Annotated in this window: 18 protein-coding genes; 7 read left to right on the top strand and 11 right to left on the bottom strand. The window is 44.1% G+C overall.

The window, feature by feature from the left end; genetic code table 11:
• Positions 1-19: 19 nt before the first annotated feature.
• Positions 20-799, top strand: a complete 780-nt coding sequence (locus ACP7AA_RS04665; RefSeq protein ID WP_201618464.1) for an SDR family oxidoreductase — start codon at positions 20-22, stop codon at positions 797-799.
• Between the two features lie 63 nt (positions 800-862).
• Here the strand turns inward: ACP7AA_RS04665 and ACP7AA_RS04660 are convergent, their stop codons facing one another.
• The 3 genes from ACP7AA_RS04660 to ACP7AA_RS04650 form a co-directional block, all read right to left on the bottom strand.
• Entirely contained in the window at positions 863-2380 is a 1518-nt protein-coding gene (locus ACP7AA_RS04660) for a bifunctional 2-methylcitrate dehydratase/aconitate hydratase (RefSeq protein ID WP_201618463.1), read from the bottom strand.
• Between the two features lie 227 nt (positions 2381-2607).
• Positions 2608-3198 (bottom strand): GNAT family N-acetyltransferase, encoded by a 591-nt coding sequence (locus tag ACP7AA_RS04655; protein WP_201618462.1) that lies wholly within the window; start codon positions 3196-3198, stop codon positions 2608-2610.
• Between the two features lie 131 nt (positions 3199-3329).
• Entirely contained in the window at positions 3330-5183 is a 1854-nt protein-coding gene (locus tag ACP7AA_RS04650) for an ABC transporter ATP-binding protein (protein WP_227670324.1), read from the bottom strand.
• Positions 5184-5310: 127 nt separating this feature from the next.
• Here ACP7AA_RS04650 and ACP7AA_RS04645 point away from each other — a divergent pair, with 127 nt between their 5' ends.
• Entirely contained in the window at positions 5311-5775 is a 465-nt protein-coding gene (locus ACP7AA_RS04645) for a DMT family transporter (protein ID WP_201564197.1), read from the top strand.
• Here ACP7AA_RS04645 and prpF read toward each other — a convergent pair.
• Positions 5772-7040: a 2-methylaconitate cis-trans isomerase PrpF gene (prpF, locus tag ACP7AA_RS04640; protein ID WP_201618461.1), complete on the bottom strand. Its 1269-nt coding sequence runs from the start codon at positions 7038-7040 to the stop codon at positions 5772-5774. The genes ACP7AA_RS04645 and prpF overlap by 4 nt on opposite strands.
• Positions 7041-7140: 100 nt before the next feature.
• Here prpF and ACP7AA_RS04635 point away from each other — a divergent pair, with 100 nt between their 5' ends.
• Both ACP7AA_RS04635 and ACP7AA_RS04630 read left to right on the top strand, forming a co-directional pair.
• Positions 7141-7362, top strand: a complete 222-nt coding sequence (locus ACP7AA_RS04635; protein WP_068404729.1) for a TA system antitoxin ParD family protein — start codon at positions 7141-7143, stop codon at positions 7360-7362.
• A 17-nt stretch (positions 7363-7379) separates the two neighbouring features.
• The gene (locus tag ACP7AA_RS04630) at positions 7380-7670 is read left to right on the top strand and encodes a type II toxin-antitoxin system RelE/ParE family toxin (RefSeq protein WP_201618460.1); all 291 of its coding nucleotides are present in this window, start codon (positions 7380-7382) and stop codon (positions 7668-7670) included.
• A 110-nt stretch (positions 7671-7780) separates the two neighbouring features.
• Here the strand turns inward: ACP7AA_RS04630 and acnD are convergent, their stop codons facing one another.
• The 5 genes from acnD to ACP7AA_RS04605 form a co-directional block, all read right to left on the bottom strand.
• On the bottom strand, positions 7781-10414 hold the full coding sequence (gene acnD, locus ACP7AA_RS04625; protein WP_201618678.1) for a Fe/S-dependent 2-methylisocitrate dehydratase AcnD: 2634 nt from the start codon (positions 10412-10414) through the stop codon (positions 7781-7783).
• Between the two features lie 282 nt (positions 10415-10696).
• On the bottom strand, positions 10697-11824 hold the full coding sequence (gene prpC, locus ACP7AA_RS04620; RefSeq protein WP_193031173.1) for a bifunctional 2-methylcitrate synthase/citrate synthase: 1128 nt from the start codon (positions 11822-11824) through the stop codon (positions 10697-10699).
• 156 nt (positions 11825-11980) lie between these two features.
• Positions 11981-12871: a methylisocitrate lyase gene (prpB, locus tag ACP7AA_RS04615; RefSeq protein ID WP_201541503.1), complete on the bottom strand. Its 891-nt coding sequence runs from the start codon at positions 12869-12871 to the stop codon at positions 11981-11983.
• A gap of 406 nt (positions 12872-13277) precedes the next feature.
• Positions 13278-14570: an NRAMP family divalent metal transporter gene (locus tag ACP7AA_RS04610; protein WP_193031177.1), complete on the bottom strand. Its 1293-nt coding sequence runs from the start codon at positions 14568-14570 to the stop codon at positions 13278-13280.
• A gap of 315 nt (positions 14571-14885) precedes the next feature.
• The gene (locus ACP7AA_RS04605) at positions 14886-15917 is read right to left on the bottom strand and encodes a LysR family transcriptional regulator (protein WP_201618459.1); all 1032 of its coding nucleotides are present in this window, start codon (positions 15915-15917) and stop codon (positions 14886-14888) included.
• A 257-nt stretch (positions 15918-16174) separates the two neighbouring features.
• On the opposite strand from ACP7AA_RS04605, the gene ACP7AA_RS04600 reads away from it, so the two are divergent.
• Together ACP7AA_RS04600 and ACP7AA_RS04595 are read left to right on the top strand one after the other, a co-directional pair.
• On the top strand, positions 16175-17224 hold the full coding sequence (locus ACP7AA_RS04600; RefSeq protein WP_426222789.1) for a hypothetical protein: 1050 nt from the start codon (positions 16175-16177) through the stop codon (positions 17222-17224).
• A 296-nt stretch (positions 17225-17520) separates the two neighbouring features.
• A complete protein-coding gene (locus tag ACP7AA_RS04595) occupies positions 17521-18186 on the top strand; it encodes a hypothetical protein (RefSeq protein ID WP_426222788.1) in 666 nt (221 codons plus the stop codon).
• Between the two features lie 89 nt (positions 18187-18275).
• Here the strand turns inward: ACP7AA_RS04595 and nirD are convergent, their stop codons facing one another.
• Together nirD and nirB are read right to left on the bottom strand one after the other, a co-directional pair.
• Positions 18276-18683, bottom strand: a complete 408-nt coding sequence (gene nirD / locus ACP7AA_RS04590; protein ID WP_201618456.1) for a nitrite reductase small subunit NirD — start codon at positions 18681-18683, stop codon at positions 18276-18278.
• Positions 18684-18728: 45 nt separating this feature from the next.
• On the bottom strand, positions 18729-21338 hold the full coding sequence (gene nirB, locus ACP7AA_RS04585; RefSeq protein ID WP_201618455.1) for a nitrite reductase large subunit NirB: 2610 nt from the start codon (positions 21336-21338) through the stop codon (positions 18729-18731).
• Between the two features lie 559 nt (positions 21339-21897).
• Between nirB and ACP7AA_RS04580 the strand changes: the two genes are divergently transcribed.
• On the top strand, positions 21898-23409 hold the full coding sequence (locus ACP7AA_RS04580; RefSeq protein WP_201618454.1) for a NarK family nitrate/nitrite MFS transporter: 1512 nt from the start codon (positions 21898-21900) through the stop codon (positions 23407-23409).
• Positions 23410-23411: the final 2 nt, after the last annotated feature.

Raw genomic sequence — 23411 nt, 5'->3', positions numbered from 1 at the left:
GAGCAATAAGGAAGACCTTGTGAATAATAAGAATTATTTAATTATTGGCGGCACCGGTGGTATTGGTCAAGCGATTGTGAAAGAGCTATTACAACGGATTGCTAATGAACAAAATGAACAAAGTGATGGAAATATAGGAAATACAAGGGTATACGCCACTTATCACACAAGTCAGCCTGACTTTGCGGCAGATAATTTGTATTGGATATCGATAGATGTGAGCGATGAGGATAGTATCGAACAAGCCATTACTGATATTAAGCAGCAAACTCCCCATATCGACTGGGTGATTAACTGCGTCGGCTTATTACATACAGCACACAATCCGCCAGAAAAAGCACTACGACAACTGGAGACGGACTTCTTTTTGCAGAGTATGCAGATTAACGCTTTAGCAAGCTTGCTGATTGCCAAGCATATCAAGCCATTACTCGCAAAAGCTGAACGTGACGCTGACCAGCCTGCCATTTTTGCGACCATATCGGCCCGTGTTGGCAGTATCACTGACAATCAGTTGGGTGGTTGGTATAGCTACCGTATGAGTAAAGCGGCACTAAATATGGGTATGAAGAATTTGAGCATTGAATGGAGTCGGTCGCTAAAGGATGTCTGCGTGGTCGTCATGCAGCCAGGTACGGTTGATACCCAGTTATCTTCACCTTTTCAGGGCAATGTGGCTGACGAAAAGCTGTTCTCGCCAGCCTATAGCGCCGAGCATTTATTGGAAGTGCTTGATAGTATGAGCGCTGCCCAATCTGGCAGTTTTGTCGATTGGGCAGGTGAGTCCATACCTTGGTAAAGGATTGATAAAAGCAGGACTCATCAAAACCAAAAGGCGCTGAATTATTTATGCGCTTTAAAATTAATTAGCGACAAATAAATCCATAAACTCATTAACAGGGGTTTGCTCCAAGCGTTGTTGGTCATCACATAGAGCGAAAATATCCGCACAGCGACTGTCAATAAAACGCGTTGCCAAACTTGCTCGGAACTTTGCTTCTAATACAGGGATGCCTTCAGCGCGGCGACGTTTATGGCCAATCGGGTATTCCACAGCGACTTTATCAGTACTACTGCCATCTTTAAAGAATATTTGAATGGCATTGGCAATCGAGCGTTTGCTTGGGTCATGATAATCCTTTGAATAATCGGTATCCTCTACGACAACCATCTTACGACGCAACTCATCAATCAAAATATGATGCTGTTCATGATAGTCGTCTTCGTAGTTTTCTGCCATCAAGTCGCCCGTTAATAAAGGCACGGCGACCATATATTGCAGACAATGATCACGATCGGCAGGATTATCAAGCGTGCCTTCTTTAGAAATGATTCGAATGGCTGAATCATGGGTAGTTAGGACGATTTTTTCAATGTCATCAATCCTATCGTCGATACGCGGATGCAGAATGACTGCTGCTTCACAAGCGGTCTGGGCGTGGAACTCAGCAGGGAAGCTTATCTTAAATAAGATGTTTTCCATCACATAGCTGCCAAACTCACGCTGGAAGGTAAAGCGGCGCTCACTTTCGGGTTTGAGTGCCAAGTCTTTATTGGTATGGCTAAACAACACATCATAAAAGCCCCATTGCGGCGCGGTTAACGCACCAGGGATTCCCATCTCGCCGCGGCGGGTGATATCGACTAAGCGTACCGCACGACTGGTGGCGTCGCCTGCTGCCCATGATTTACGGCTACCAGCATTTGGCGCATGGCGATAGGTACGTAATGCTTGACCATCGACAATCGCTTGCGAGATGGCTGCCATGATGCGCTCGCGTGGTAAGTCATATAGTTTAGCAACCACTGCTGTCGAGGCGAGTTTGACTAGGAACACATGGTCAAGCCCCACACGGTTAAATGAATTGTCTAAGGCAAGCACGCCTTGAATCTCATGCGCCATTATCATTGCTTCTAAAACGTCGTGCATGGTGAGCGGTGCTTTATTTTGGCTGACATTCTGCTGACTGATATAGTCCGCCACTGCCAAAATTCCGCCTAAGTTGTCCGAAGGATGTCCCCATTCAGCAGCAAGCCATGTATCGTTATAATCAAGCCAGCGCACCATACAGCCGATATCAAAAGCGGCTTTGATAGGGTCGAGTCGATGGGAAGTACCGGGGACGCGCGCGCCGTTAGGGGTTATTTGGTCGGCGCAATCGGGTCCTAGATGCTTGGTACATTCAGGAAAGCGTAATGCCAGTAGTCCGCAGCCTAGCGTATCCATCAGGCAGTAGCGGGCGGTATTCCAAGCATCAGCGCTATTAGGCGAGTCATTATCGATAGAGTAATTGAGCACGTAATCGGCAATTTTTTGAATTTCATCGTCGTACTCTGGACGAATATTGCTCTCTACGGTGGCATTTTGAGTGTTAGACATAATCGTTACCCCTTCCTTGAGTCAAATATTTGAGCGATTAAACATTAAGCGATGCGCTTTAACGGTCTATTAGTTAGAGTTTCTATTAATAAACCATTTGTTAATCAGCCATCCATCAAAAATAACATACTCAATATCGAACAACAGTGAAGTCGTGTAAGACTGTTTTATCGTTTAATAAGTTTTGATGAATCTATTCAAGGTAAAGGTAAAAAGACGCGCGGCTATCAAATCATGAGATAAACCAAACCGACAATGAATAAAAGCGCCAGTATCAAGAGTAAAAAGCTGAGGATGCTACTTACCATCCCTGAGCGTTCTTTTTTTACTTTTACTTTTTTAATGACGGGCAAAGCCATGGTGACATGCTCAAGGCCGTCTTCAAGATAGCGCTCACCTTCAGCAATAAAGCCGAGTGACTCATAGAAGTGTAGCAAATAAGTCTGGGCGGAGATGATGATGGTTTTTTTACCATAATTTTTACGGCAGTACTTGATGGCCTCAAGCATTATTTGACGGGCAACGCCATTGCCTCGGTGCTCTGCTAGCACCAAAACTCTGCCAATCGCAGGTATGGGACCTGAAGGGTTAACCGAGGATCTTTTATGATTAAATTGCGGCGGGATAATGCGGCAATAGCCAATCAAGGCTTCATTTTGATGGGCGACCAGATGTAAGCAATCAAAATCTACCTCGTCCATATCTTGATATGGGCAGTTTTGCTCGACCACAAATACTTGTGAGCGGGCTTTTAAAATATGATAAAGATCAACGGTGGTCAGCTCATCAAAGGTTTTTATAGAAAATTCACAGGTCATAGTCAAATAGCTTCTAACGATTTAAAGGGCGTTCATAGGGTAACAATATAAATTCTAAACATTCTAAATATAGCAATTAAATATAGCAATAATGCATCAAAGACTGAGCATTATAACGATTTCGCCCTACATTAACTATTTAAGGTTTGACTGATTTTATCTAAATTCAAACTATCAGACATGGCATTGAATATCTCATAGTATTTACCGTGATTGGCATAAAGCTCGTCGTGCGTGCCAGTCTCCATCACACGGCCATTTTCAATCACCACCAAATCATCAGCATCGATAATTTGCGAGATATTATGCGAGACGATAATCACCGTACGGTCTTTTTTAATTAAATCCAAGCTGTGCTTAATCTGCTGGGTGGCGATGGCATCAAGGCTGGCGGTTGGTTCATCCAAAAATACAATCGGTGGGTCTTTTAAAAACATACGTGCCAGCGCAATACGCTGCTGCTGACCACCAGAAAGCAGCTTAGCCTCACTTTCATAACCTTCAGGCATGCCAAGGATTTGCTCATGAATAGAGGCTTGTTTGGCGGCGTCAATAATTTCTTCATCGGTGGCATCCATCGCCCCGTAGCGAATGTTGTCAGCGATGGTCCCTGAGAAAATATGGTTTTTTTGTAGTACCAAGCCGATTTGTTCACGCAAGTTATGGGTGCTGTAGTCTTCTAGATTGCGACCATCGAGACAAATAGTGCCGCTACTGGGGTCATAGAATTTAACCAATAAATTAATAATGGTGCTTTTACCTGCGCCGCTTAATCCGACCAAAGCGGTAATGCGATTGGGATAAATATTAAAACTCACATCATGCAGCGCCTGTTTGCCATTCGGATAGGAAAAATTGACATCTTTTAGCTCAATATGACCTTTTAAATCGGTACATTTGACTTTGCCTTCGTTCTCAATCGCTTGGTCATCGTCCAAGATATCAAAGAAGCCTTCCGCATAAGTGAGTGCATTATTGATTTGATCATAGATACGGTGCAATTCGCGAATGGGGGCGGCGACGTTTTGAAATAGTAAGATATGAAACATAATCGCGCCAATGGTCATCTGCCCATTGAGCACAAAATACGAGGTCAAAACAATAATGACGACCACGCCGATTTGCTCGATAAAGGTTTTGCCAGCGTTATACATAAACGCGATACTGCGAATACGTAGCTGATTGGCGGTCATATCCTTTTGGATTTCCCAGTGCTTATCGGACTCAATCGGCTCACGAACAAACGACTTAATAACGGTGATAGAGTCAATAATCGAAATCACCAAGCCGCTTTTGGTCTCACGGTATTGGCGCATTTGTTTGCGGAATCCTTGCAAACGATTGGCTTGGCGCTGACTGACAAAAAAGTAAATCGGCACGATAACCAAACCGACCATACCGACCCAAAAATTGGCATTAAACATAATGATTAATGACACGATGGCACTGGCAAACAGCGGCAGCATGTCAATAAAGAAGTTTTGCACCAGTTGCGTGAGGCTGCTGACACCCAAATCAATACGGGTTTGCAGCTTACCGCTAGCGTTCTCATCACTGGTATAAAACGCCATTTTGTAAGACAAAATACGGTCGACCACTTTTTGAGACAGGTCACGCGATAAGTTAATACGGATACGCTCACCAAAGTAGCGCTGACCAAAGGTGATGATGACGTTTAGTATCTCTTTCACCAATAAAATCACACTAATGAGCGTGAGTAGTCTTATGCCTTCTACCCATGGGTCGGGCAAATCGACAATATTGGTTAAGGTATCAATGGTATATTGCAAGACAAAGGCGTTAACCTGCGCGGTAAACGACCCGAGCACCGTCAGTATAAGGGTTAAAATGAAAAGCCCGCGATAGGGCCTTGCAAACTCTCCCAGCCTTTTTAGGATAGACCACAGCAAAGCCCCCCGTTCTGCTTTCTTAGTGGGAGGCTTATTATCTAAAGGAACACGGCGTGACTGGGGACGGGTTGTCATAAAAACTTAGCTCATTGATTTGGATATTTCACTAAATTATATTTACATTAAATATTAAATATTAAATATTAAATTTAAGTTTGGTATTATGTGGAGATATTCTTTGTTATCTTTTGGTGAACGCCGTTTGAAAATACTTCCTTATATCTTGATTAGCCTATTAGGAGGTGCCATTGTTCCGCTCCAGCTGGCTATTGTCAACGCTTTTCGAGAAAGTACGCAAGCCTCTCAAATCCAATCTACCTTTTATTTATACTTAGGAGGTGCATTGGCTTCTTTAGTGCTGTCCTATATGATGAGTGGTGGTATCAAACCGCCAATAATTGAAAATGCGACATGGTGGATGTGGTTACCAGGATTCTTGGGCAGCTTTTATATCTTGTTTATGTTTATTGCCGCGCCAAAGATAGGCGCAGGTAATACATTGCTCTGGGTTTTTCTAGGACAAATGTATTTTGCCTTGATTCTAAGCCAGACTGGGTTGTTTGGCTTAGAGGTCAAAACGATAGATATCTATAAAATTGCTGGTTTAGCCTTAGTCACTTTAGGCGGGATGTTAATGATATACGGTGAGAGTAAAATTAGCGGTTAAAAACTATCCGCTGGCACAAAAATTTCACCAACCATAATTCGGCGAGCAGAGCGGCTCATGGAGACTTTTTTGGCTTGCCAGCGACCATCAACTTGCTCGGTTTTACCACCAACTAAAAGCGTTCCTGATGGATGCCCAAAACGCACTTCACCTAATTCGCTACCACCAGCTGCTTCATTGACCAATGTACCTTGTGTGGTTGCCGCTGCGGCAATCGCCACCGCTGCCGTACCCATCATCGCATGATGCAATTGCCCCATACTCATGGCGCGTACCACTAAGTCAATGTCTGCTGCCTCAACTGCTTTTCCACTTGAGGCGCTATAACTTTGTGCAGGGGCAACCCAAGCAATTTTTGGGATATGCTGACTGCTTTGTGCTTCAGAGACGTCTTTAAATAAGCCCATTGCAACGCCGCCTTTGGCACGGATTGCCTCTAACTTAGCTAAGGTTCCGCTATTACTATTGATGTCGCCTTGCAGCTCAGTACCGGTAAAGCCTAAATCTTCTGCTTTCATAAAGATGGTTGGGATACCGGCACTGATAAAGGTGGCTTTGACGCTATCGGTATTTAGACCACAGCCAGACACATCAAAATCATCGATTAAATTGTTGGTCGGGAACATATCACTAGAGGAATCAACCGGATCAATAAATTCGATTTTGACTTCGGCAGCAGGGAAGGTGACGCCATCTAATTCAAAGTCGCCGGTTTCTTGCACTTGTACTTTGCCTTGCTCATCTAAGTAAACAGGCACATGAGCAATAATGGTTTTACTAATATTCTCTTGCCAAATACGCACTTCGCAAATGCCGTTGCTCGTATTATTACTGACACTAGCTTTCACTTTGGCCGCGTCAATCAAGCCCATATTAATCGCACAAGCGCCAACCGCAGCGGTTAAATTACCGCAATTTCCCGCCCAATCAATCATAGGCTTGGCGATATTGACCTGTCCAAACAAGTAGTTCACATCGTGGTCTGTCTTATCAGACTCAGATAAGATGACGGTCTTAGAAGTGCTAGAGCTACCATTGCCCAAGCCGTCAATTTGCTTACCATAAGGATCAGGGCTACCGATGACCCGCAATAGGAAATTATCGCGCGCCTTGCCAGCAATTTGGCAGCGCTCCGGTAAGTCGGATAATTTAAAGAAGGTACCTTTTGAGGTACCACCGCGCATATAGGTGGCAGGGACAGAGACTTGTGGGGCGAATTTTGGTGTGTTTTTTAAAGGTGTATGTTGTGAAGTTGATTGGGTCATTTCTTATTCCTTATATCTGTTTATGAGGATGAGAGTCGTTAATACACTATTTTTGTGGTAAAATGCCACAAGGATTAATATTTTGAATATGGAGAAATTTATGTCCACTGCAAGCATACGTCTTAACAAGGCGCTGGTTGATAAAGCCTATGCGATATCTAAAGCACAACATCGTACCCCGCCAAAGCAAATAGAGCATTGGGCTACCATTGGACAAATTATGGAAGACAACCCTGATCTGTCTTACGAATTTGTTCGTCAGCTTTTGATTGCTCAAGCAGAAGTTGATGCTGGTATGGTTGAACCCTACGAATTTGGATAGTTTATTTTGGATAAATAATGACTCAGTCTTTAAGTGTTATTCAATCACATAGTTTTAAAAAAGCCGTTAAAAAATTGCACAATAATCAAAAAGCTGATTTAGATGATGCTGTACGTGCCATCATTGACAATCCTGGGCTAGGTGTGCAAAAGGTAGGTGACTTATCATCAGTACGAATTTATAAGTTTAAAATGCTAAAGCAGTTAACATTATTGGCTTATCAAATCGATGATGGTCAGCTTGTCCTTACCTTGTTAATGTTTGGCCCACATGAGAACTTTTATCGTGATGTTAAATTAATACTTTAATGCTTGTTATATGGCACTAGGCTCATTATTTTTCATATCCAAAGATTAAAAAACCGATGCCGTATAATTTATACAACATCGGCTCTTTAATTATTTAACACTCATGACACTTACGCAATATCTAGCGTGCCATCGATAAACTCTTTGGCAAAACGTTGTAGCATACCGCCCGCGTTATACATTTTGACCTCATCCGCGGTATCTAAACGACAGATAACGGGCGCTTTATCAACGGTGCCGTTTTTACGATGAATCACTAGCGTCATCTCGCCGCCAGCAGATACTTCGCCTTCGATATCAAACACTTCGGTGCCATCGATATTTAGAGTATTACGATTAATCCCTTCTTTAAACTGGACGGGTAGTGCACCCATGCCAACCAAGTTCTGACGATGGATACGCTCGAAATCTTCAGCGACCACCACTTCAACGCCAGCCAGACGTACACCTTTGGCAGCCCAGTCACGGCTTGAGCCTTGACCATAGCCGTCGCCTGCGATGATGATAAGCGGCTGCTCGCGGTTCATATAGGTTTCAATCGCTTCCCACATGCGCATGACCTGACCTTCTGGTTCAACTCTAGCAAGCGAACCTTGGATAACGTCACCGTTCTCATTGCGTACCATCTCATTTAATAGCTTAGGATTAGCAAAGGTTGCACGCTGGGCGGTTAAATGGTCGCCGCGATGGGTCGCGTAAGAGTTATAATCTTCCGCAGGCAGACCCATGGTATCAAGGTACTCGCCAGCGGCTGAGTCACCCAAAATCGCATTAGACGGTGATAAATGGTCAGTGGTGATATTGTCACCAAGCACCGCTAATGGACGCATGCCTTTTAGCTTATTCATCGCTGCCATTTTGCCTTCCCAATACGGCGGACGGCGGATATAAGTGGTCTGCTCGCGCCAGTTATAGAGTGGGCTTAATGCTTTTCCAGTGTCTTTTTTGGCCTCATCAAACATCGGGATATAAACGGCGTTAAATTGCTCAGGCTTCACCGCTTTGGCAACGATAGCATCAACTTCGTCATCATCGAACCAGATGTCTTTTAGATACACGTCATTGCCGTCTTGGTCTTTGCCCAACGAGTCTTTTTCGATATCAAAGCGAATGTTACCGGCGATAGCATAAGCAATCACCAGTGGTGGCGACGCTAAAAACGCTTGCTTGGCATACGGGTGGATACGACCATCAAAGTTACGGTTGCCTGATAGTACCGCGGTGGTAAATAGGTCACGCTCGATGATTTCTTGCTCAATCTTAGGATCAAGCGCGCCACTCATACCGTTACAAGTGGTACAAGCAAAGCCAACCACGTCAAAGCCGATTTCTTGTAGCTCAGGCATCAGACCGGCTTCTTCTAGGTACATTTTTACCGTTTTTGAGCCAGGTGCTAATGACGATTTCACCCAAGGCTTACGCAATAAGCCTTTTTTATTCGCATTACGGGCGACAAGACCAGCAGCAACCATATTGCGCGGGTTAGACGTATTGGTACAACTGGTAATCGCGGCGATAATCACCGCGCCATCTGGCATTAGACCATCTTTTGGTTCAGGTAATTTATCACCTTCACCATGAGCAATCCCTTTCGCAACCAAGTCTGTGGTTGATACGCGTGCATGCGGACGTGAAGGGCCTGCCATATTACGGACGACAGCCGATAAATCAAACTCAAGCACACGGTCATAAACCGCATTTTCCATGCCGTCAGCCCATAGACCGGTTTGCTTAGCGTATTGCTCAACCAATTTAATTTGAGCCTCAGAACGACCGGTTAGGCGTAGATAATCGATGGTTTGCTCATCGATATAGAACATCGCTGCGGTTGCGCCATATTCTGGGGTCATGTTTGAGATAGAAGCACGGTCACCGACGCTTAATTGGCGTGCACCTTCACCGAAGAATTCGATATAAGTAGATACCACGCCTGCATCACGTAAGAATTCAGTCATCGCCAATACCAAATCGGTACCAGTAATGCCTTTTTGCAATTTGCCGGTTAGCTTAACACCAACGTAATCTGGCAGGCGCATATAAGACGGGTTGCCTAGCATGACGCTTTCCGCTTCAAGCCCGCCCACCCCAATTGAGATAACGCCTAAAGCATCAACCATCGGGGTATGGCTATCAGTACCAACCAAAGTATCGGCAAACGCCACTTGTTCACCAGCTTTATTTTGTACCACTTGTACAACCGGTGACATTTTTTCTAGGTTGATTTGGTGCATGATGCCGTTACCGGGCGGTACGACGTTGACGTTATCAAAGGCATACTGACACCAGTTAATAAAGTGGAAACGGTCATCGTTACGGCGCTCTTCGATAGCACGATTTTTTTCAAAGGCATTCTCTTCAAAACCTGCATGCTCAACAGCTAGTGAATGGTCAACGATCAATTGCGTTGGTACGATAGGATTCACTTTTGATGGGTCACCGCCTTGCTCAGCGATGGCGTCACGTAGACCAGCCAAGTCAACAAACGCAGTCTGACCTAGGATATCATGACAAACGACGCGAGCAGGATACCACGGAAAATCTAGGTCTTGCTTGCCTTCGATATGCTGCTTAAGCGCTGCGGTTAAGTCTTCTGGTGGGCAGCGGCGTACCAAGTTTTCACACAATACTTTTGAGCAGAACGGTAGCTTGTCATACGCGCCAGCTTCGATGTTTTCGATGGCTTCACGGGTATCAAAGTAATATAAATCTGTGCCAGGTAATGGCTTTTTAAAGGGTTCATTCATCGGTTGTACAAGGGCGTTGTCCATAAGTCACCTTTAGCTGTTGGCTGGTTGCAATGTTGCAATGAGGGCTACTCGTAAAAGAGTTTTTGATAATTTTGATAAAACGAGCGGTTCTTTTAGCAAAGCATTATCTAGCGTTGATGATTAAGCGCTAAAGAATCAGCTTTACTAAAAAAACGGGCATTCATTAGAAAATGGCTAAGCGCATGAGAAGTAATTGTAGGATGCGCCTTACGCACCAATAAGACAGCACACCCTACAAACCTTCTATATCATGAAAAATTAACGCGCACTCATCTCTGGTACTGGACGCAATTCTTCACCGGTATATTCCGCACTTGGGCGAATGATACGGTTATTGGCACGTTGCTCAAACACGTGTGCGGCCCAGCCTGTTAAACGCGAGCAAACAAAGATTGGCGTGAACAGTTTGGTTGGAATACCCATAAAGTGATAGGCAGACGCATGGAAAAAGTCAGCGTTACAGAAGAGTTTTTTCTCGCGCCACATGACTTCTTCACAGCGAACTGAAACAGGATAAAGCACTTCATCACCAACATCGGCTGCTAGCTTCTCAGCCCAACCTTTAATAACGACGTTACGTGGGTCTGATTCGCTATAAATAGCATGACCAAAGCCCATGATTTTGTCTTTACGCGCCAGCATTGCCATCATCTCAGACTCTGCTTGGTCAGGAGAGGTAAAGCCTTCAATCATATCCATCGCCGCTTCATTGGCGCCGCCATGTAAATGACCGCGTAATGAGCCAATCGCGCCGGTGATACAAGAATGGATATCAGATAGGGTAGAGGCACACACACGCGCAGTAAAGGTTGATGCGTTAAACTCATGCTCAGCATAAAGAATCAGTGATACATTCATTACCTTGGTATGCAGCTCGTTTGGTTTTTCACCTTTAAGCAGATGTAAGAAATGACCGCCAATCGTATCATCGTCGGTTTCGGTTTCGATACGCACATTGTCATGGGTAAAGCGATACCAGTAATTGATGATTGATGGGAATACCGCCAGCATACGGTCGGTTTTATCGTTCTCTTGTGAGAAGTCAGTTTCCATCTCAAGGTTACCAAGCATCGAGCAACCGGTACGTAATACATCCATCGGATGGGCGTCCGCAGGAATACGCTCAAGCACATCTTTTAATGCTTGAGGTAAGCCACGTAAACCTTTCAATTTAGTTTGATACGCATCAAGCTCGCTTTGGGTTGGCAAGTTGCCGTATAGAAGCAAGTAGGCCACTTCTTCAAAGATACATTTGTCAGCCAGCTCTGATACATCATAACCACGATAAGTCAGACCTGAGCCTGATTTACCAACCGTTGATAATGAAGTCTTGCCAGCGACCTGACCACGTAGACCTGCGCCTGAAAGTTCTTTCTGTGCTGCCATGCTTAAATTCCTTTTATAGGTAGCTTTTTTGAGAAAGCGTTAATAAGGGTTTCGGTATTATTAAATAGCCATCAATAAAACTGAATATCAACGATATTGCTAAATTGCTAAGATGTTCACTGATGGTTTATTTGTATGTTTCTTGATTATCTTTACTTATTTACTATCGGCAAATAACTTATCGAGCGTTTGCTCAAACTCATGATAGTTTAAGAAGTCATAAAGCTCCATACGGGTTTGCATGGTATCGACGACTTTTTCTTGCGTGCCATCATCAAGCAGATGCTGATAAACGTTTAATGCCGCTTTATTCATCGCACGAAACGCTGACAATGGATAAAGTACCATATCAACCCCAACCGCATATAACTGTTCGGTAGTATAAAGGTCGGTTTGACCAAACTCAGTCATATTGGCAAGGACTGGAATATCGAGTACATCGGTAAACTTACGGTACATCTCGATATCCGTCAATGCTTCGGCAAAAATCATATCAGCACCAGCTTCTTGGAAAGCAACCGCGCGCTCAACCGCTGCATCAAGCCCTTCAACAGATAGGGCGTCTGTACGAGCCATCACCACAAAGTCTTTATCCGTTTTTGCATCAAGCGCCGCTTTTAGGCGATCAACCATCTCAGAGATACTCACGATTTCTTTATTTGGGCGATGACCACAACGCTTTTGTGCGACTTGGTCTTCGATATGTACGGCGGCAACGCCTGCTTTTTCCATTTTCTTAATGGTTTGGGCGATGTTAAATGCGCCGCCAAAGCCGGTGTCGATATCGACCAATAATGGCGTATCAACCGCATCGGTGATACGGCGCGCATCTTCTAAAACATTATCAAGGCTGGTCATACCTAAGTCCGGCAGACCAAATGAGGCATTGGCCACGCCAGCACCAGAGAGGTATAACGCTTGATGACCGACTTGGGTCGCCATCATCGCCGTATAGGCGTTAATCGCGCCAGCAATCTGTAGCGGTTGGTTGTTATCGTTTTTTTGTTTCATTGCACTGCGAAAGCGAGCGCCGGCTGATAAAGTCATGTCGTAGTCCTTACGTGGAGGGATAATCTTATTAATATGAGGCAAGGTGTTATTGTTGTGCCTGATTATACCCAATTATCCATGATTACAAAGCGGTGTTTTATATCAACTCATTAGTAATATTTAATATAATTAGTACTATAGTTAAATTCATTCATATAATGAATAGCTATATCCAATTTTTAGAGATTTACTGAAATTACTATTCATATTGCTAAAGTTAAAAAATCTTCGCCATACTATTATTTACATTTAGTTACAAATAGCTTGGTTTTTTAATCTACTTATGCCTTTGGCAATAAATAATAAATGAGAGGACTTATAAATAAAAAGCCCTGATAGCTAAGCTAAAAGGGCTTTTATGATAAAAGGCTTTCTAAGTACTTTTAATCAAAGTTAACCAGAATTAACCAAGGAATCCTGCAAGGTTGGCTAGGAACAATAGCGCAAAACCTGCTAAAAATATCAGTCCTGCAATGGATAAGGCATTCATACCGGCTGATATTTTTTGATGGCTGCGTACCAGTGAGTAGTTGAGCCAACCAAAGATAGGCGCAGAGACAAACGCCGATATCATGGCAAATTTCAGCATTGAGCCTAATTGTCCGGTAAAGAAGGTGATAATCACCAGTCCGCCACCAATCGCATAAGTGGTCCAAAAAGCGATTTGTTTCTTATTAATCTCGCTTTGACCTTTAATCAAACGCCAGCATTCGGCATTGGCACGGCCATAGCCATCAGCACAAGTAATGGTAGTACCAAACATACACATAAAGGCGACGAACGCGACCAGTAGTCGTGACCATTCACCAATGGTTGCGGTATACATATTAATCAGCTGGTTGATATAGGCGCCGCCAACCAATTCAATCTCTTGACCTGAACCATACTGGACAAACACCCCTAACGCTAAGAAAAACAGCGCCAAAATAGCCGAAACCGCATAGCCAACGTTAAAGTCCAATAAGCCTTGGCGATGGGTGGTGTTATCAGCTTTTCTTTTTGCTGAGGTCCACATCGAGGTAATAGCAGCAAACTCAAGTGGCGCTGGCATCCAGCCCATCAGTGCCACAATGAAGCCTAAAGTTGCAAGATTCCAAGGAGAGGCGGCAACAAAATCCACCGCCATAACCGTTGGCTTGCCCGCGGCAATCACGACCGCTGCTACCGTGGCTGACGTCAGGGCAATCATAATCCACTTAGTCACGCCATCGAGCAGCTTATAATGACCGGCAATTAAAAAGAACCATGAGACCGCAACGATGATTAAAGCCAAGCTCATGGTGGATAGACCAAGAGAGGCGGGTAGCATAAAGCCCAATATCACTGCCGCAATCAAGGATACCGCACCGGTACTAATCACCGCTGATAGGATAGAGAGGAGAAAGTAAATCCAAAGATAGGCTTTTGAGCGTTTGGCATAACCTGCGATTAAACTCTCGCCGGTGTCATAAACATAATCAGTACCGAAGCGAAAAAACGGATACTTAAACACGTTAGCTAAAATAATCATAATCGCCAGCTGCCAGCCATAAAGTGCGCCAGCCTGTGTCGACGAAATCAGATGCGAGCCACCGATAGCAGCGGTCGCCATTAAGATACCGGGTCCAAAAATCCGCCAGCTAAATCCTTCTTGCTGCGCGGTCACGGTAGCGCCATCGTCCGTGGCGCTCGGGTTGTTGAGTGGTTGTGTGGTCATGAATACCTCGAAATGGTTAAAACGGCAAATTATCACTTACCTGTGTCAGCTTGCCAATGATCATGAGAGAAACGATTTATCAAACAGCTAAATATAAAACGATTCGTCTTGTCTCGACTTTAGCATAATGCTGCTAGACAGGATAATGATTATTCTAATTATTATTACTAATAGTTTGCATGCCCATTCTCGATAGTTAGCATAATAAGTTATGAATATCAAGGGTTTTGAGCAGGTATTTTTTGCCGGTTCTTTATAACACAATACGCCGCCGATATCTGCCATTTGGCGCTATTTAGAGCGCTTTAATGCGCTTTAACGCTGTAAGGTAAAGCTTTGCTTGCGATAAGTGATACCGCGGCGCTCATATACCTGATAAATCGCGCTCAGCAGGTCAGGGATTTTAGGATGGACAAAGTCTTTGAGGGTATGCAGGTAAATAGGAGAGGTGGCGTTTTCATGCAGCAGGCGTCGATAGACGATCTGCTCGGTGCGCACCGTTTTTAAGCTGGCAGGTACCAAGGTAATGCCTTCGCCCGCGGCAACCAAGCCAAGCGCCACTTGTAAATCACTGACGGTGGTGGTCATAAATGGCGAGATGCCATATTGGGCAAACAGATGTAGCAAGGGTTCGGTCACCGGTTCAAGAGAAGGCTGCTCGTCAGATGACTGTTTATGTCGGCTGCTGCTTTTATCAGTAGCAGCGATATGGTTAATAGGCGTATTAATAGGTTGGGTGGTCGTTGATATAGGCAAGTGGGTTTGATGGTATAAAATCAAACGGTTATTTGCCAAATCAATCAGACGTTGCTCATCAATATGAGCGAGCGCATGCGCTTTAGGAAGCGCCACCATATAACGCTCATGACGTAATAATATTTGCTGAATCCACGGGTCTTGATGGGCAAAGCGCCCAAAACCTATATCAATCTCACCGGTTTTTAAGGCTTCGATTTGCTGATAGGAGCTGATGTCCTTGAGATTGACCTCAATATCAGGATTGGACTGTTTTAGCTTAGCGATGACTTCGGGTAATAAGCCGTACAGCACCGATGGTACAAAGCCGATATTTAAGGCAGTACTTGGCGCCGACAAGCGTTGGGTCATGCTAGTAACCGTATCAATCTCTGTCAGAATGGCGCTGATTTTATCGTAAAAGAAGACACCCGCTTCTGTCAGATGTAGTGGTCTATGATAACGGTCAACCAATTCCACCCCCATATCGGTCTCAAGCTGCTTGAGCAACCGGCTAAGCGTCGGCTGTGACAACCCTGTTTTGGTGGCAGCGGCGCTAAAGCTTCTTAAGTCCGCGATAGCAATAAAAGCATTGAGCTGTTTTAAATCCATATTGTGATGCCCATCTGTCTATGACGCTTATTTAACCGGATATGGTGGCTATTTTATATAAATAGGAGGAACAAGCGTAAAATTATACTTGAAGGAGAGCAGGCGACCCACTATATTGTGTGGTAACGATAGTGTTACAATTTAGCAAACAATTGATGTAAATTAGCCATACCAACAAAACGTGCAAACAAGCTGTATTTACCCTCATTCTAGCAATTTTCTATTTTTCGTGGCATTAACTGTTCTGGTATCACTTCATGAGCGATAAAAAAAGCAACCAAAGTGCGGATTTAGAGGCCAATTTAGCGAAGATTGCTAATGCTAAGCCACGAAGACGCTCTCGTAAAGACAATATTTATGAGCGCTTTATCACGCGTGTCGAAAATGTAGACAGCAGCGATAATAATACCAATCGCGAACAAGCGAATGTCAACGACGGCAGGCTTGCGCCATTAAAACCGCTAAAAAACGCCGATAAGCTGTCATCATATGAGCCTTTGAGCGCCGCAGAGCTGGAGTTATTTGCTAGCCAGCAAGATGAGTTGCGACAACAGAGCAGTCTACAGGGAACGAATGCCTCAAGCACGGGTGTTAATTTAGACTTTTCCGATGAAAACGAGAGTTTGGGTAAAAGTCGTGCAGCCATAGCTGATATAAATGACTCATCAAATACTGAAGCAGATGACGACTATGCAAACAAGGCTAATAACACTACTGCCAGAGAGACATCTTCGTTTTCTAGTGCAGCGCCTTTAGATGATGCAAATCGCATTTCTGAAAGCTATGAGAAAAATGAAAGCATTGATATTAAAAGCCTTGATATCGACGATATAGCCACACAAAGCTCAACTAAATTAATCCCAGTAAAAGATAAGAAGCTGGCAAGTAGCAAAAAACCGCTTATCATCGGGATGATAGTTGGCTCATTATTGATTGCAGCAGTCGTATTGACCCTTATCTTTACCGGCTTCTTATCAACCAACACATCGACTGAGCCGGCGCTACCTATTAATGCTGGCACGCCTAAAAGCAATAGTGACAGCAGTGGCAATAAGGTAGCTACAGCAAGTAATACGCCTGATACTGGTAATCAGTCGACCATAGATGCTCAAACCAGTGTACCAAGCACTGGCAATAAAGATCTTGATAATAAAAACACTGCCAAGAATACACAAGGTGCCGATGGTCAATCTACAGCGGCCACGACCAATAATTCAGAAAATGAATCGGCATCTGAGCCAGCTATTACATACGAAGATTTTAGAGAAGAGTCACAAAGTACGTTATTTCGTGAGACCAACGATTAAGAAGGTTTAATATGCTAAAAAGGCATTAAATCTGTGCTTTTATACCGTTTATCCGCTAATCCTAGCGCTCATACCAAAAACCGTTGCATCGTGTCATAGGTTACGTATCATCATATAAAGACGCGGATATATACCGCTCATCATATATATGGATACGGTACTGACTTATGAGCCCCTCAAGTAATGACATAAATCCTGATATCGCTACAAAGCTGCCTAGCAATAGCCTTAACAGTGATGATGTTATCTTGAATATCGAGGGTCGAAAGCGTATGCGTCGGCCCTATGAGCGCTACATGCAGCAGCAAGCCATGCAAAAATCGTTAGAAAATTCTGCAGCGGATGCGACTATGGTACATAAGCTACATAAGCTACATAAGCTACATAAGCAGAGCGAGAACCATCAATCCTCAGATATCATTCATTCTAACGAAAATGAAACAGTCACAGCTCACCAATCAACCTCTCCCTGCTGTGCTGACACGGCTAAATTTACAAAGAAACCTAGAAAGAGTAGCTCGCTTAATCATGCCAAGTTTCTCAGTGTTATGGCTATTTTTTGCGCTGTCTTCTTATTTGCCGTGTTTGCCTTCAATTACTTACTCTCAAAAAACTCTCAGGTACCACTAGGATTTAACAGCGCGTCAGTTGCTAAGCAAATGAATGCAGACTTAGTAACCGACCCTAATTCTATTCCTACTTTCATTGCACCACGAGATGAGACAAAAAATGAAAGGCAAAATGGTAATGAGCAAATCAATACTATAAATGCTATAAAAGTTAAAACAGCACTTAGTGAGCATGATTTTAGACAAGAGGCGCAGAATACCTTATTCCGTGACTCAGAAAAACAGGCCAGCCAGAAGCCTGACATTGCGACTCAACCAAAAATTAACCCGCAAGATTTTAAAGCAGAAGCTAAGAGCACCTTATATCGGGATGAGACTAAAGCAGGTAAATAATCTGAGACGGTCTTAATTTCAACGCCTGTCTATTTCAGAATATTCTGCTGGCAATTGGCTAAAAAAATACGTGAGAGAAAACCAACACCTTAGACAACTTCCATTTCTAATAGTGTAGTAGATGACGCTTCTAACTGATCATATTTTATCACCACATTATTACCTTCAAGACTGGTATCAAGCTCAACATGGTAAGTAGCAAGCGTGACACTTGTATCATCCAAGCATTGACCGGTGGCAAGGTTAAATCTCTGCTTATAAATAGGTGAGGCCACATACAGTACCGCTTCATCAATGCCAGCATCGTTGGTCACGGTAGTGCCTCCAATTAACCCTCTAGATACTACATTGGCTTGACTAAAGGGGTCATAGTTATCAAGCGCAAACAGCTTAGCATCCTTAGTGCGAAAAATTGCCACTTGTTTACCCTCTATCAGTGCGCAAACACCAGTCTCAGGGAGTATGTCTTCTAATTTACAAACGGTATACTGGTTCATTGGGTGATCCTTATTCGTATATGATCGGAAAGTGTTAAACGTTGATTAAGCCAGCTCGGTCACTAAGATTTTAGCCTTTTCACTATCGGTCGCAGGGCGAATTTGCTCGCGCTCGGTGACAAAGACCACATTGTCATCCCCTTGCTCACTATTGACGAAGTGACGGAAACGTTTGAGCTTTTCGCTATCGGTGATGGTGGCTTTCCACTCACATACATAGTTGTCGATCAGCAGTTGCATCTGCGCCTCTAGCTCATCAGCGATGCCTAAACTGTCTTCAATAATAACGGCTTGTAAATATTCCAATCCGCCATCTAAGCTCTCGCGCCATTTTGAGGTACGCTGGAGTTTATCTGCTGTTTTTATATAAAACATGATAATACGGTCGATGTATTTGATGACCGTGTCGCTATCAAGATCGGTGGCAAACAGCTCGCCATGACGCGGGGTCATACCGCCATTACCACAGACAAATAAATTCCAACCATTTTCGGTGGCGATAATGCCAAAGTCCTTGCTTTGTGCCTCCGCACACTCACGCGTACATCCGGACACGCCCATTTTTATCTTGTGCGGTGAACGCACCCCTTTATAGCGGTCTTCTAATCTTAGGGCTAAGCCGACACTGTCATCGACACCATAGCGACACCAGTTATTACCCACACACGATTTAACTGTTCGCAGTGACTTACCATAAGCGTGACCGGTCTCAAAGCCAGCTTGCACCAATTGTGTCCAGATATCAGGGAGTTGGTCTAGACGTGCGCCAAATAAATCCACGCGTTGACCACCTGTGATTTTGGTATACAGATTAAATTCTTTGGCGACTTGTCCGAGGATGATCAGCTTATCAGCGGTGATTTCACCACCCGGCACACGAGGTACGACAGAATAGGTGCCGTCTTTTTGGATATTGCCTAGATAATAGTCATTGCTGTCTTGCAACGGTGTCAGTTCAGGCTTAAGCACATAATCATTCCAGCATGAGGCCAAGATGGAGGCGACCGTAGGTTTGCAAATCTCACAGCCATGACCGTTACCATGCTCATCCAAGAGAGCATCAAAGGTTCTAATACCATGAACACGAATCAAGCTATAGAGCTCTTGACGGGTATAGGCAAAGTGCTCACATAAATCATTATTGACCTCAAACCCAAGGGTCGTTAACTGATAGCTTAAAGTATCTTTCACCATAGGCGCACAGCCACCACAGCCTGTACCTGCACTGGTACAAGATTTCAATTCTGCAATGGAGTACGCACCGTTCTCAACCGCCGCGCAAATAGCCCCTTTGGTGACGTTGTAGCATGAGCAAATCGTGGCACTATCTGGTAAATTTTCTATACCCATCGTTGGTTTTTCAACGTTAGGTAAAATCAGGCTTTCAGGATGGGCAGGCAAGTCGATATTGTTGAGATATAGCTGTAATAGATTGTTATAGTCTTCGGTATCACCGACCAACACCGCGCCAAGCAAGCGTTTATTATCAGGCGTTGTGACCAATTTCTTATAAATGCCCTCAGCAGGATTTTGGTACAAATAGCTCAAGCTGTCCGCGCTGTTGCCATGGGCGTCGCCAATACTACCCACATCCACGCCCATCAGTTTGAGCTTGGTGCTCATATCAGCGCCCGTAAAGGTTTGCGACTGATCTCCTGTGATTTGTGCCGCGCAAATACTCGCCATGCTGTAGCCTGGTGCTACTAAGCCAAATATCTTGTTATCCCACACCGCGCATTCGCCAATAGCGTAGACATGCGCGGCATTGGTGCGGCATTGTTCGTCAATTAAAATACCACCTCGTGCACCTATCTCAATACCGCACTCAGGATTGTTTTTGATAATGCCATCTTGCGGACGAATACCTGCACTAAAGACGATCATATCGGTGTCAAGCGAGGTATCATCGGTGAATTGCATGGTCAGCTGGCACGGATTCTCACTAAAGGTGCTCAGGTTTTTATGTATCGCGTCGCTATTATCAATAATGGCTTGGGTATTCTTACCAGTCAATACTTTGACGCCAAGCGCCTCAATTTTTCGTTTTAAAATATCGCCGCCAGCCGCATCAAGCTGTACGCCCATCAATTGCGGAGCAAACTCTACCACATAAGTCTCTAGTCCTAAGGTGACCAGTGCTTTTGCTGCTTCAAGCCCGAGTAACCCTCCACCTACAACCACGCCTCTTTTTACTTTTGGTTGTTCCGCGATGGCAAGAATGTCATCCAAATCAGCAATGGTGCGATATACATGACAGTGTGCATGCTCACGCCCTGGAATCGGTGGTACAAATGGATATGAGCCTGTCGCCAGCACCAGCTCACCATATTCAATCCGCTCGCCAGCTTCAGTGATGATGTATTGATTATTGGTGTCAATATCTACAATACGCTGGTTCAGGTGCAATTGAATCTGGGCAGATGCATAGGCGCTTAAATCAACCAAGTTGAGCTTACTAACATCTTTATGCTCAAAGTAGCTCGATAAATATACCCGATCGTAAGCGGGACGGTCTTCTTCAGCAAACACATGAATATCAAACTGCTCATGTAACCCTTTTTCTATGGCTCGCTCAATAAAATGATGTCCAACCATACCGTTACCAATCACCACCAACTTAGCTTTACCTGCCTTACTCACTATAGTGCTACTCATGTAATTATCCTTAGTCATGGGTTTGTCTAAATAGTGCTTACAGTAATTACATCTTCAATAACTGTGCCAAGCACCGTTATATAGCGCCATATCTTTAAGCGAGAGTCTCATCACTACAGACGAAAAACCTGACGATGACAGTGTATTTCCTAGGCGGCGTGGTATGTGTGAGGATATAAATAGCAACGATAAATAAAAAAGTCTTCTCTCATTAAAAGTGAGGATACAAAAAATGGATGCACCAAAATAGATAAAACCATGCACCAATTTGATTGTATTTATGGCAGTCAGGGTTTTTCATTCATCTCGATAAAATAAGCGTTTCTATATGGCTATTAAATTATGTATAACCTTGTAATAGCTGCTTGGAAGTCACCTATAGCAAAGCATGAACGCTTTTATCAAAGCCGAGGTTTTATCTGTATAACGAAGCTGATAGCGGCAGCTGGCACAGCCATTGCACCCCCTTAAATGCTCTAACTGGTCAGTTCGTTCAACATAACGTGTTCTTACGGCTTTCCATGTTAGCCCTGAATTTTACTATTTAAGGAAACCGCTTATGTCGTCATCGCCATCACCGAGCCCTGCTGCACCAAATAAAAATAAGCTCAATATTCTCTCTTTTACTGGTAAAAACCAGATACTCCATCTTGGATGGATGGCTTTTTTTCTGACCTTTTTTGTATGGTTTAACCACGCACCATTCTTATCTGCCATCGGTGAGACTTTGAGTTTGACCAAAGACCAAGTCAAAACGTTATTGATACTAAACGTCGCCTTGACGATTCCAGCGCGAGTCATTATTGGCATGTTGACCGATCGTTTTGGTCCGCGCCTCGTCTATACCGCCATTTTGGCTATTGGAGCGATTCCCTGTTTTACCTTTGCCTTTGCGCAAGATTACAACACGCTGGCATTGTCCCGTTTTTTCTTGGGCTTTGTGGGTGCAGGGTTTGTGGTAGGCATTCGTCTCATGAGTGATTGGTTCCCTGCAAGCGAGTTGGGTACTGCTGAAGGTATTTATGGCGGTTGGGGTAATTTTGGTTCTGCTGCGGCGGCCCTGCTGTTGCCAACAGTAGCTATTATTGCTGCTGCTATATTTGGTGGTGATGAAGGATGGCGTTATGCGACAGCCACCTCCGGGGTGGTGATGATGCTCTATAGTGTGATTTTTTATAAGATGGTGCGTGATACGCCTAAGGGTGCGACGTATTTTAAGCCCAAAAAATCTGGTGCCATGATGGTGACTTCAGCAGGTGACTTTTGGCTGATGATGGCGTTTAAGCTGCCAATGTATTTGGCGTTAGCGCTTTTGGGATGGAAGTTATCACCCGCTAGTGTCAGCTTACTCAGTCAGGCAAGTGTCAATATCGTCTACATCGGATTGGTTATTTTATATATTTATGAGTTTGTGAGTAGTTATCGCTTTAATAAAAAGGTATTTACGACTCCTGTGCCAAAAGCGCATCAATATGATTTTAAGCAAGTCGGTATCTTAAATATTTTATACTTTGCGACCTTTGGCTCAGAGCTTGCCGTAGTGTCTATGTTGCCGCTTTTCTATCAAGAGACATTTAATCTATCAATTGTGATGGCAGGGGTTTTGGCATCTAGCTATGCGTTTATGAACTTGATGTCGCGACCGGGCGGCGGCTGGCTCAGCGATAAGTTTGGTCGCAAAATCACGCTGCTGATTTTGACTGCAGGTTTGGCTGTTGGTTATTTATTAATGGGTATCGTGGATTCAACATGGCCAATTGCCTTGGCATTATTCATCACGATGTTTTGCTCTTTCTTTGTACAAGCGGGTGAAGGTGCTGTGTTTGCAGTCATTCCACTGATCAAACGTAGCATGACCGGACAATTTGCTGGCATGACCGGCGCTTATGGTAATGTTGGCTCGGTTGTTTATTTAACTGTCTTAAGTCTGGTTTCTTATCAAGTATTCTTCATGGTAATCGCCGCGACTGCTGTCATTGGCTTCTTTGCGCTGTTCTTTTTAAAAGAACCTGAAGGCGTCATCATCGAAGAGATGCCTGATGGCAGCTTTGCCCAAATTAAAGTGAGCTAATT

Origin of the sequence: Psychrobacter sp. DWR1-2-3 (genome assembly GCF_049896465.1) — a bacterium.
GTDB classification, from domain to species: domain Bacteria; phylum Pseudomonadota; class Gammaproteobacteria; order Pseudomonadales; family Moraxellaceae; genus Psychrobacter; species Psychrobacter maritimus.
This window is presented reverse-complemented; position numbering and strand designations above follow the sequence as displayed.

Excerpts from the sequence above, each read along its gene's own strand:
- ACP7AA_RS04660 (WP_201618463.1), bottom strand. The coding sequence starts at position 2,380 with ATGTCTAACACTCAAAATGCCACCGTAGAGAGCAATATTCGTCCAGAG.
- ACP7AA_RS04655 (WP_201618462.1), bottom strand. The coding sequence starts at position 3,198 with ATGACCTGTGAATTTTCTATAAAAACCTTTGATGAGCTGACCACCGTT.
- ACP7AA_RS04650 (WP_227670324.1), bottom strand. The coding sequence starts at position 5,183 with ATGACAACCCGTCCCCAGTCACGCCGTGTTCCTTTAGATAATAAGCCT.
- prpF (WP_201618461.1), bottom strand. The coding sequence starts at position 7,040 with ATGACCCAATCAACTTCACAACATACACCTTTAAAAAACACACCAAAA.
- ACP7AA_RS04635 (WP_068404729.1), top strand. The coding sequence starts at position 7,141 with ATGTCCACTGCAAGCATACGTCTTAACAAGGCGCTGGTTGATAAAGCC.
- ACP7AA_RS04630 (WP_201618460.1), top strand. The coding sequence starts at position 7,380 with ATGACTCAGTCTTTAAGTGTTATTCAATCACATAGTTTTAAAAAAGCC.
- acnD (WP_201618678.1), bottom strand. The coding sequence starts at position 10,414 with ATGAATGAACCCTTTAAAAAGCCATTACCTGGCACAGATTTATATTAC.
- prpC (WP_193031173.1), bottom strand. The coding sequence starts at position 11,824 with ATGGCAGCACAGAAAGAACTTTCAGGCGCAGGTCTACGTGGTCAGGTC.
- prpB (WP_201541503.1), bottom strand. The coding sequence starts at position 12,871 with ATGACTTTATCAGCCGGCGCTCGCTTTCGCAGTGCAATGAAACAAAAA.
- ACP7AA_RS04610 (WP_193031177.1), bottom strand. The coding sequence starts at position 14,570 with ATGACCACACAACCACTCAACAACCCGAGCGCCACGGACGATGGCGCT.
- ACP7AA_RS04605 (WP_201618459.1), bottom strand. The coding sequence starts at position 15,917 with ATGGATTTAAAACAGCTCAATGCTTTTATTGCTATCGCGGACTTAAGA.
- ACP7AA_RS04600 (WP_426222789.1), top strand. The coding sequence starts at position 16,175 with ATGAGCGATAAAAAAAGCAACCAAAGTGCGGATTTAGAGGCCAATTTA.
- ACP7AA_RS04595 (WP_426222788.1), top strand. The coding sequence starts at position 17,521 with ATGCAGCAGCAAGCCATGCAAAAATCGTTAGAAAATTCTGCAGCGGAT.
- nirD (WP_201618456.1), bottom strand. The coding sequence starts at position 18,683 with ATGAACCAGTATACCGTTTGTAAATTAGAAGACATACTCCCTGAGACT.
- nirB (WP_201618455.1), bottom strand. The coding sequence starts at position 21,338 with ATGAGTAGCACTATAGTGAGTAAGGCAGGTAAAGCTAAGTTGGTGGTG.
- ACP7AA_RS04580 (WP_201618454.1), top strand. The coding sequence starts at position 21,898 with ATGTCGTCATCGCCATCACCGAGCCCTGCTGCACCAAATAAAAATAAG.